Genomic DNA, 9,911 nt, shown 5'->3' with positions numbered 1-9,911 from the left:
CGGCCAGGGCATTACGCTGGTCGAAGGGATGACCTTTACGATCGAGCCGATGATCAATCAAGGCCGGCGCGAGATTAAGCTGCATCCGGACGGCTGGACCGTATCCACCAAGGACCGGCGCTTGTCGGCGCAATTCGAGCACACGATTCTGATCACGCGGGACGGTTGCAAGGTGTTGACCTTGCGCGATGAGGAGCGCGAGGCGTTCGAGCGCTTTATGGCGGAGAATAGCTAGGCGGTTTTTCGACCACATAAACGGCGAGGCCTACCCGGGCCTCGCTTTTTGATACCACACTGCTTTTTCACCTTCCGCTCACACTGCCATCTATTTGCCCGATTGTGTCGGCGCAATCACTGCGTTGATATCGATGGAGAGGCCACATTTGAGCGACATTTCGCGAATTGGCGCAAACAAGATATTGCGGACCATCCGCTTAGAACCTTCTTTATACAGCGCCGGAACATCTTCGCTATCAAAGCGGTGCATCATCGCTTGCCAGGCGGCATACACTGCTCGTTCGAACTTGGCAAGGAAGTCCCCGACTGTCCGCTCCACGAACTTTGGCGGCAGCCCCAATGCGGTGCCCAGCGAGAACAAATCCTCACGTGAGCGCAGGTCCGCATAGGTGCGATTCTCGGCCCAAGGGGTGGGAAGCATTCGGTCGAACCATTGCATCCCCTCATCAGCATAGATCGCAGTGCTCAGCAAATCGTAGAAAGGTGCCAGTTGGTACTTATCCCCCTCTGCAAGCACCGACACATTCTTCAGATGGGCATCGTCGTTTGCCACCATCAGATTGAACAGCAACCACCGGAAGATCTCCTGCCGTGCCGGAATGGGCGTCAGGCATCTTTGCGAGATCGCATGAAGTTGTTCGGGGGTACATTGACGATATTTGGCAATTCGATCCAAGCCGAGCAATTGACAGCCATCCAAGGCATGCAGCCGGAGGCATTCAGAGCCCATTTCGAAGCGATCGAAACGCTTGATCACGTACACAGGTTCCGGCACAAAGCGCAGCGACACCGACGGAATTTTCAGGCCCGAGAAGCCGGCCAGTGTCATCACAAACCACTCGTTGATGACAGTATGCGGGTAATCATCCGGTCTGGAATGCTCCGGTTTTAAGATGTGCGTGGACGGTAGTGCGGCAGTGGGCTGAAACAGGCGCTCACCCACCAAATTAACCGACATCTTGTGTTGCGCGCCGGCCAGAGACATCCGCTTTTCTGTCCGGCTTGCCAGTGAAACGCTGGGCAATGCTCGGATCCAACTCGCCAGCGTCGCATCATCGAGCGGTGCAAGCACCCCGCCCGGCTGAGGGACTTGGTCGACTGGCAGCAAAGTGAGTGAACCTGCCGACTCCGCACCATAGTACGCGAGCAGACCGAACGCGTCCTCTTGTGAAAGGTGCGCATCTCTTGCGATCAAGCCCCGCGCGGCCTCCTCCGGCAACAGGTTGTCAAAAAACCATTGGACGTGTCGCACGCTCGCGCCATCCACGTGCGCATCTACTTGCAAAGGCAGCGCTGGAGAAATGGCAAAGCACCGCGGGTCGTCGAGCCATGCACGATCATACTGCAAGCGCCAGATCGACCCCTGTTCTGCCAGACTAGCAATGCGGGTTTCGTTCCAGAACACATTGAGGCGGTGCGCTTCAGTCATCTTGGAACTCCGGCAAAATCAGTTCGAGTTGAACATTCAGCGTCTGCAGGACCTTGAGAACCAACTCGAGACGCACGGTTCCTTTGCCCTTTTCGAGCTGATTCACGAACGTGATCCCAACTCCGGCGAACTCGGCCAACTCGCCTTGCGTCAAGCCTTGCTTACGGCGGCTGTTGGCAACCGCTTGACCGAGCGTAACGGCGTTGCTGCAGGAGACGCGCTTTTGAAGGCGGGCGATCGGTCTGGACATATTGCGTTCCATGCTCCCTCTTGTGGCCATTGGCTCTAAGCATGCACATTTTATGCGATCGCATCATTTTCTATCATGGCGAGCCCAAGAGTCAATGTATTTTATTCGATCGCATAAATTAGGTTCAATTAAGTGGTAAGATCATCAAAATTTATGTGATTGCATAAAATTCATCCAGAATAATGAAGGCAACCCTGATATTTATGCGATCAAATAAATTAGGCATTGGCAACGCACCTAAAACATACTCATTCCGCATGTAGGATTTCAACAATGAGCATCCCTTACCAGATCTGGTTCAACAATTAAGACGGCATCTTGTTTTTCTTAGGAATTCTGTCGCCGCATATGACGCAGGCCATGTCGAGGAAGCTATACGCATTGCTGTCGTGATTCGTGTCCTCTGCCATGACACCGGAGCAAGCACTTCGTTACTTCAACATATGGGTCAAAAGGCGACTCTGCAGCTTGCATCTACTGCGAAAGCGGTGCCAGCCAATCTTCCTCGACCTATGCATTTATTTGAACTGATGTCTGGCATGACCTTTGGTAATACGATTGAGTACAATCCTGTGCCGAGCGACACACCGACCATTACGTGTTCAGACTGGTGGGCAATTCAGCCTGTTTTTAATCGAACAGCCCGGCAAGTCCCCCTGCCGGGCTGCGATCTAACTTTATTGTCTGTGACTGAACTTTATTGTCTATGACGCAACTTTATTGTCCGTAAACACATTTTTCGACCAACCGAAACCGCTTATTCCACCGTCACGCTCTTGGCCAGATTACGCGGCTTGTCGACGTCGGTGCCGCGCGCCAGCGCCACGTGGTAGGCCAACAGCTGCACCGGGATGGCGTGCACCACCGGCGAGAGCACGCCGACGTGGCGCGGGGTGCGGATCACGTGCACGCCCTCGGACTCGCTGAAATGGCTGTCGAGGTCGGCGAACACGAACAGCTCGCCGCCGCGGGCGCGCACTTCCTGCATGTTCGACTTCACCTTTTCCAGCAGCGTGTCGTTGGGGGCGATCACCACCACCGGCATGTCGTGGTCGACCAGCGCCAGCGGACCATGCTTCAGCTCGCCGGCGGGGTAGGCCTCGGCATGGATATAGGAAATTTCCTTCAGCTTGAGCGCGCCTTCCAGCGCGATCGGGTAGTGCAGACCGCGGCCGAGGAACAAGGCGTCGTTCTTGGGCGCGAAGCGTTCGGCCCAGGCCTTGATCTGCGGCTCCAGGTTGAGCGCGTGCTGCACGCTGCCCGGCAGGTGGCGCAGCGCCTCCAGGTATTCGGTTTCGGTAGCGGCGTCGACACGGCCGCGCAGCTTGCCCAGCGTCACCGCCAGGGTGAACAGCGCCACCAGCTGGGTGGTGAAGGCCTTGGTCGAGGCCACGCCGATTTCGGCGCCGGCGCGGGTGTAGAACACCAGTTCGGACGCGCGCGGGATGGCGCTCTCGGCCACGTTGCAGATCGACAGCGCGGTGGTGTGGCCCAAGCTCTTGGCGTATTTGAGCGCTTCCATGGTGTCGAGCGTTTCGCCCGATTGCGAGATGGTCACCACCAGATGCTTAGGGTGCACCCAGGCTTGGCGGTAACGGTACTCGCTGGCGATTTCCACGTCGCACAGCACGCCGGCAATGCTTTCGATCCAGTACTTGGCGGTCAGGGCGGCGTAATAGCTGGTGCCGCAGGCCAGGATCTTGATGCCTTCGAGTTCCTTCAGCGCCGCCTCGGCGTTGGCGCCGAACAAGGACGGCGCGAAGCCGGCGTCGAGCACTGCCTCGATGGTGTCGGAGAGCGCCTTGGGCTGTTCGTGGATTTCCTTCTGCATGAAGTGGTTGTACGGCCCCAGCTCCAGCGACGACAGCGACACGTCGGAGACGTGGATCTTGCGGTCGGCCGGTTGGCCGGCGGCATCGACGATTTTGACGCTGTCGCGCGTCAGATGCGCCAGGTCGCCGTCTTCCAGGAAGATCACGCGGCGGGTGGCGGCGACGATGGCGGAGACGTCGGAGGCAATGTAATTCTGTCCTTCGCCCAAGCCGATCAACAACGGGCAGCCCATGCGCGCGCACACCAGCTCATCCGGGCTGCGCAGCGAGATCACGCCGATGGCGTAAGCGCCGACCAGCTCGCGCGCGGCGCGGCTGACGGCCTCGAACAGATCGCCGGTCTGCTGCAGGTAATGGTGCACCAGGTGAGCGATGACTTCGGTGTCGGTTTGCGACTCGAAGTGGTAACCCAGCGATTTCAGACGCTCGCGCTGGGTTTCGTGGTTTTCGATGATGCCGTTGTGAACGACGGCGACCTCGCCATGCGAGATGTGCGGGTGCGCATTGGGTTCGGTGACGCCGCCGTGGGTGGCCCAGCGGGTATGGCCGATGCCGAGGAAACCCTGCAGTCCTTGTTCGGCCGCGGCATTTTCCATTTCGGCCACGCGGCCGACGCGGCGCACGCGCTCGATGGCGTCACCGGTCTGCACGGCGATGCCGGCCGAATCATAACCTCGGTATTCAAGGCGCTTCAGGCCATCGACCAGGCGCGGTACGACGTTATGGTCGGCGATGGCTCCTACGATTCCACACATGCTCTATTTCCTTGGATGATCTCGATGCTTAGGATTTCTTTTGCGGACGTTTCCAACCCGGAATCGTCACTTGGCGCGCGCGGGCCAGCGTCAACTCGCCCGCCGGGGCATTCTTGGTGACCACGGAGCCGGCGCCGACGGTCGAGCCGGCCTCCAGCGTCACCGGCGCCACCATCAGCGTGCCGGAACCGACGAAGACGTTGTCCTCGATCACGGTGCGGAACTTGTCGACACCGTTGTAGTTGACGGTCACGCAGCCGGCGCCGACATTGACCTTGCTGCCCACGCTGGCGTCGCCGACGTAGGTCAGGTGATTGACCTTGCTGCCCTCGCCGATGACGCTCTTCTTCACCTCGACGAAGTTGCCGATGTGCACATGCGCGGCCAGTTCGGCGCCGGGGCGCAGGCGCGCGTACGGGCCAATCTTGCAGGCTTCGCCGACGATCGCGTCTTCCAGCACGCTAAACGGCGCGATCTGGGTGCCGGCGGCAACCTTGACGTTTTTCAGCACGCAGTTGGCGCCGACGGTAACGTTGTCGCCCAATTCCACCCGGCCTTCGAACACGCCGTTGATGTCCAGCGTGACGTCGCGGCCGCACAAAAGCTCGCCGCGCACGTCCAGACGCGCCGGATCGAGCACGGTCACACCGGCCTGCATCAGCGCCAGCGCGCGATTGTGTTGATAGATGCGCTCGAGTTCGGCCAGCTGCACCTTGTTGTTGACGCCGGCCGCCTCGTAGGAGTGCGGCACCACGGCGCTGCCGACGCGCACGCCGGCGTGGTGCGCCATGGCCAGCACGTCGGTTAGATAATATTCGCCCTGGGCATTGCCATTCTTCAGCGCGCCAAGCCAGCCGGCCAGTTGGGCATTGGGCAACGCCAGGATGCCGGTGTTGATTTCCCTGATCTGCCGTTGCTCGTCGTTGCAATCCTTTTCCTCGACGATGGCGACGGCGTGGCCGGCGGCATCGCGCACGATGCGGCCGTAGCCCGCCGGATTCTCGACGATGTCGGTCAGCACCGCCATGCCGGCGCCGGCGGCCTTCAACAGCGCTTTCAGGGTTTCCGGCCGGGTCAGCGGCACATCGCCGTACAGCACCAGCGTGGTGCCGTCCTGCGGCAGCGCCGGCAGCGCCATCTTCAGCGCGTGGCCGGTGCCGAGCTGCTCGCTCTGCTCGACCCATTGAATGTCCGCGTCCTGGATGCGGGCGCGCACCTGCTCGCCGCCGTGGCCGTACACCACCACCAGACGCGCCGGGTCGAGCGCGCGCGCGGCACGGATGACGTGCGCCAACATCGGCTCGCCCGCGATCGGGTGCAGCACTTTGGGCATGGACGAATACATGCGCTTGCCTTTACCGGCAGCGAGGATGACGATGCTTGGACGTTGCATAGGAGTGTTCAGAGTCAAAAATAGGAAAAGGCCGCCCTTTTTGGGACAGCCTACTATACACGATTCGCGCGTTTCCTTTTAGATCTCGGTCAGTTAGGCACGCCCTCGGGGCGGGACAGGGCCGCCAGCGCCTGCTGCAATCGTCGCGCCAGACCGACGTTGCCCTGACAGTCCGCCAACGCCAGACCCTTGTCGAAATAATCCCGCGCCGCGCCACGCTCGCCGCGCGCGGCGTGGATGGCCCCTTGCTGCCGCCACAAATCCGGCAGGCAGAAGAAATCCTCGCCTTGCTGCGCCGATTGCATTGCCCGGGGAATGATCGCCGCCATGTCGGCATACCGCCCCGCCGCCTCGAGCGCGCTGGCGGCGAACCACAACGCCGTGGTCTCGCCGGAGCGATAGGCCTGCTCGACCCGCCCCACCTCGGCCAGCAGCGGTTCGAGCGCCGCCTGCCCGCTTTGCTTGGCCCGTGCCCAGGCAAGCAACAGGCTGTTGAATGGCTGCCACAAGACAAAACCGTGGCGCACGGCCGCTTCGCCCGCGGCGTCGGAATAGCGCGTCACCGCCCCGGTATCGCCGAGGCAAAAGGCGGCCGCGCTCAACACCGTCATGGCGAAACAGGCGGTATGCACGCGTGGCGAGGCGGCAAGCGCGCGCGTCACCGCCTCGGACGCCACGCCGCCCTCGCCGGTCAGGAACCAGCCGTTCCAAACATCGAGCGCTTGGCACATCAACACCGGGTCATCGTTCAGATAACGCACGCGCTCCGGCGGCGACAAGACATCGGCCAACGCGACCGCCTCGCGCAAATAGTGGCCGCTTTTGTGGAACTGGCCGCGCCAGAACAGGCTGTTGCCGACGGCAAAACAGGCCACCGCGCGCTGCGCCGGGTCGCTGGCGACCGACTCCAGATGCCAGGCGGTGGTCATGCCGCGCTGCTCACCTTGCGAACTGCTGCCCATGTAGTAACCGGCCAATGCGCGGAAGTGTTGCTCGCTACCGGTCTCGGCGGGGTCGAGCGAGGCGATGGCGGCGAATAGCCGGTTGGAATCGGCGTCGCCCAGCCCCTGGCCGAGTTGCAGCGTGGCCGCCTGCATCAGCTGCAACACATGCTGCTGCGCGGCGGAGAACAGCCAGGGAAAACGGGTGACGATCTGCATCGCCTGGCGCACGCAAGCTTCGGCGTCGGCGGCGAACTCGGCCTGCAGCCGCTGCTCGGCCGCGCGGCGCCAGGCGTCGACCGCCTGCGGCCAAAGCTGTGCAGCTTCAAAGTGTGCCGCGATCACCGCCGGTTCCTCGCCGCCGGCTGCCGTCAGCGACTCGGCAATGCGCTGATGCCAGGCGCGCCATTGCGGCGGTGGAATCATGTCGAGCGCGCACTCGCGCAACAGCGCATGGCGGAAGGCGAGGCGTTCGCCACCGTCCTGCGTCACCACGATCGCCAACGCGCGCGCCTGGCGCAGCGCTTGCGCCACCGGCGCCTCCGGCACCAGGCTGTCCAACAAGGCGGGATCGAACGTCTGCCCCAGCACCGCCGCAGCCATGAGCACCGTCTTGCCGTCGCCCAATTGATCGAACTGATGCTGAATGGCGGCACGCACCGTAGAGTCCTCGACCGGATCGTCGAGCCAATCGCGCACCAGGTATTCAATGCCGAACGGCAGGCCGCCGCTGGCGCGCGCCAGCTCCTGCCGCCGCGCCGGCGTCAATCGCGCCGCCAGATCCAGACGATCGATCAGCGCCAAACGCGCCGCATCGTCGAGCGGCGCCAGCGGCAACGGCGCTCCGGGCGCGCCGCAGTCGCCGCGGGCGCTCATCACCAGCAGCACCGGCAAGTCGGCTTCAACCGCGACCACGTGGCGCAGCCACTCCAGCGTGGTTTGATCGGCCCAATGCATATCTTCGTAGAGCAGCAGCAATGGCCGCTGCCGCGCCAAGCTGCGCAGCATGTCGTACAAAATGGGAAACAGCACCGCCTTATCCAGGCTGGGCGGCGGCTGACCCGCGGGGCAGATGCCGAGCCAGCCGGCCAGCGGCACGGCGGCGCTGTCCATGTCCGGCGCGTGCGCGCTGAGCCAGGCGCGCACGCGGCGCAGCGCTTCGTCCCAAGGCATGGCCGGACGCACGCCCACCGTGTCCGCCCAGGTCGCCGCCAGGCCTGCCAACGGCAGGTGGCGCGTTTCCGGACGGTGCCGCACCCAATACACGTCCGCCGCCCCCTCGCGCGCACTCAGTTCCGCCAGCGCGCGCAACAGCGTCGACTTGCCGATGCCCGCCTCGCCCATCAGGACAACCGACGCCATCCGGCAACGGCCCGCCGCATGCGCGAGCGCCTCGCGCAATTGGCCGAGCTCCGCTTCACGGCCGAGGAGGCGCGCCGCGGCGGCCGGCTCGACGGCAGCGTCATCGGTCATCAAGCGCCAGCAGCGCAGCCCGCCACCCACGCCGGGCACACTGTCCCGCGCCACGATCCGCCATGCATCGTCTAACGTGCCAAAATCAGGTTCCGCGCCAGCGTAGAGGATATCGCCCGGCTCGGCGCCGAGCGCCAGCCGCATGGCCAATTCGGGCGTCTCGCCCAATAGCCGCGTACCCTCGCCCGCGGGCACCACCATGATGCGGCCCGCGCTGACGCCGGCGCGCGGCATCAGCAGCGGGCATTGCGCCCGCAAAACCAGCGCGCACTGCAGTGCTTGCCGCAGTGGCTGGCCATCGCCCGCGGACAAGCCGAAGGCCAGCCAGCATCCCATGCCGGTACCGGAAAACCGCACGGCGGCGAATCGCTGCGCCGCCGCCGACACCGCGTCCTCCCAAGCCTGGAAGCGCTCGATGGCGGCGTGGCTATCCGGCGCCACGTACAAGAGCGCCACATGACGCCGCTCCACGGTCGCGCCGGCCGACGGCGCAGCGCCCGCGCTGGCCCGGCGCGCAATCTCCTGGCGCAACGCCTCGGTATCGGCCTCCGGCGCTTCGTCCAGCGCGGTTTGCAGCCGTTGCGCCAACGCCTGATATTGCTGCAGCGCCGGCTGGTACTGTCCCTGGTCGGCCAGCCGCGCCATCATCAGTCGTACCGGCTCGTCCCGCAACGGCTCGCAGCGGGCCCAGGCCGCCAACGTCGCCTGCGCCAGCTCGGCATCGCGGCAGCGCAGGCAGGCTTCGAACAACTCGCGCAGAAAGGTCTCGCGCATCCGTTGCAGCACGGGGCGCTGCAGGTCGGCCCATTCGGCGAAGTCGCCCTCGCCGCCGGCATCGCCGCCATGCAGAAACTCCCCCTCCAGCCGCGGCATCCATACCGGCGCATCCGGCAACAGCGCCGCCAAGGCCGCCGCGTCGCTCGCGGCGCGCAACGCGCGCAGATGGGGCGGATCGAACCACAGCACATCGGCCTCGAACCCGGCCTGCGGATAGAGCGCCACTTGCCAGCGGTCCACCACCAGCGCCGCGTCTACCCCAGCTCGCTGCAACATCCCGGACAGATCCTTGAGCACCTGGCGCAGATTGCTGCGCGCCGCCTCGGACGACAGTTCGGGCCAAAGCATGTCCGCCAGGCGCTCGCGCGTGTGCCAGTAACCGCGCTCGACCAGCAGGAAGCCGAGCAGCGCGTACGACTTGCGATAGCGCAGCCGATGCGGCGCCAGCGTGCCGTCAGGCTGGCGAAGAAAGACCGCGGGAACCCCCAAAGTGGAAACGAACAGGCTCATGGCCAAGTTGCACATAACATGTAGTAGTAGAACGTATTCTTCATGAGCAATGTTTCAACTTCAAGCACTTTGCATACGGGGTGCTAACGGGAGGGTCTGACAACATGCAAATAAAAAGGGCTGCCAATCGGCAGCCCTTCGTGTACGGCGTCCCCAGCGGGGCTCAGTGACGGCGCTTGCGGAGGTAGTCCAGCGCCTTGAGCTCGGCAATCGCGGTCGCCAGCGCGGCGTGTGCGCGCGCGGTGTCCTGATCGTCGCTGGCTTTTTTCAGCGCGTCCTCGGCGTTGCGCTTGGCCTCGTTGGCGCGCGCTTCA

7 protein-coding genes are annotated in these 9,911 nt (G+C 63.5%); 1 reads left to right on the top strand and 6 read right to left on the bottom strand.

The window, feature by feature from the left end:
* Positions 1-235 (top strand): M24 family metallopeptidase (locus JOZ06_RS16715; protein ID WP_293234473.1); only part of this gene is annotated, 235 nt, incomplete at its 5' end.
* A 90-nt stretch (positions 236-325) separates the two neighbouring features.
* Here the strand turns inward: JOZ06_RS16715 and JOZ06_RS16710 are convergent.
* The 6 genes from JOZ06_RS16710 to JOZ06_RS16685 all read right to left on the bottom strand — a co-directional run.
* Positions 326-1,666, bottom strand: a complete 1,341-nt coding sequence (locus JOZ06_RS16710) for a HipA domain-containing protein (RefSeq protein WP_293234472.1) — start codon at positions 1,664-1,666, stop codon at positions 326-328.
* A complete protein-coding gene (locus JOZ06_RS16705; protein WP_293234471.1) occupies positions 1,659-1,928 on the bottom strand; it encodes a helix-turn-helix domain-containing protein in 270 nt (89 codons plus the stop codon). The genes JOZ06_RS16710 and JOZ06_RS16705 overlap by 8 nt, the downstream gene beginning before the upstream one ends.
* A 745-nt stretch (positions 1,929-2,673) precedes the next feature.
* Positions 2,674-4,503, bottom strand: a complete 1,830-nt coding sequence (glmS, locus tag JOZ06_RS16700; protein WP_293234470.1) for a glutamine--fructose-6-phosphate transaminase (isomerizing) — start codon at positions 4,501-4,503, stop codon at positions 2,674-2,676.
* Positions 4,504-4,531: 28 nt separating this feature from the next.
* A complete protein-coding gene (gene glmU, locus JOZ06_RS16695; protein ID WP_293234469.1) occupies positions 4,532-5,896 on the bottom strand; it encodes a bifunctional UDP-N-acetylglucosamine diphosphorylase/glucosamine-1-phosphate N-acetyltransferase GlmU in 1,365 nt (454 codons plus the stop codon).
* A gap of 89 nt (positions 5,897-5,985) precedes the next feature.
* Positions 5,986-9,597 (bottom strand): AAA family ATPase, encoded by a 3,612-nt coding sequence (locus JOZ06_RS16690; RefSeq protein WP_293234467.1) that lies wholly within the window; start codon positions 9,595-9,597, stop codon positions 5,986-5,988.
* A gap of 163 nt (positions 9,598-9,760) precedes the next feature.
* A partial coding sequence (locus JOZ06_RS16685) for an ATP synthase delta/epsilon chain alpha-helix domain-containing protein (protein WP_293234245.1) occupies positions 9,761-9,911 on the bottom strand: 151 nt, incomplete at its 5' end.

The organism is Paludibacterium sp., assembly GCF_019232825.1.
In the GTDB taxonomy this organism is placed as follows: domain Bacteria; phylum Pseudomonadota; class Gammaproteobacteria; order Burkholderiales; family Chromobacteriaceae; genus Paludibacterium.
The sequence above is the reverse complement of the archived record's forward strand: the minus strand, read 5'-3'. Positions and strand labels throughout refer to the sequence as shown.

What these genes read in the sequence shown, in the direction of transcription:
- glmS (WP_293234470.1), bottom strand. Translation starts at nt 4,503, where the DNA reads ATGTGTGGAATCGTAGGAGCCATCGCCGACCATAACGTCGTACCGCGC.
- JOZ06_RS16710 (WP_293234472.1), bottom strand. Translation starts at nt 1,666, where the DNA reads ATGACTGAAGCGCACCGCCTCAATGTGTTCTGGAACGAAACCCGCATT.
- JOZ06_RS16705 (WP_293234471.1), bottom strand. Translation starts at nt 1,928, where the DNA reads ATGGAACGCAATATGTCCAGACCGATCGCCCGCCTTCAAAAGCGCGTC.
- glmU (WP_293234469.1), bottom strand. Translation starts at nt 5,896, where the DNA reads ATGCAACGTCCAAGCATCGTCATCCTCGCTGCCGGTAAAGGCAAGCGC.
- JOZ06_RS16690 (WP_293234467.1), bottom strand. Translation starts at nt 9,597, where the DNA reads ATGAGCCTGTTCGTTTCCACTTTGGGGGTTCCCGCGGTCTTTCTTCGC.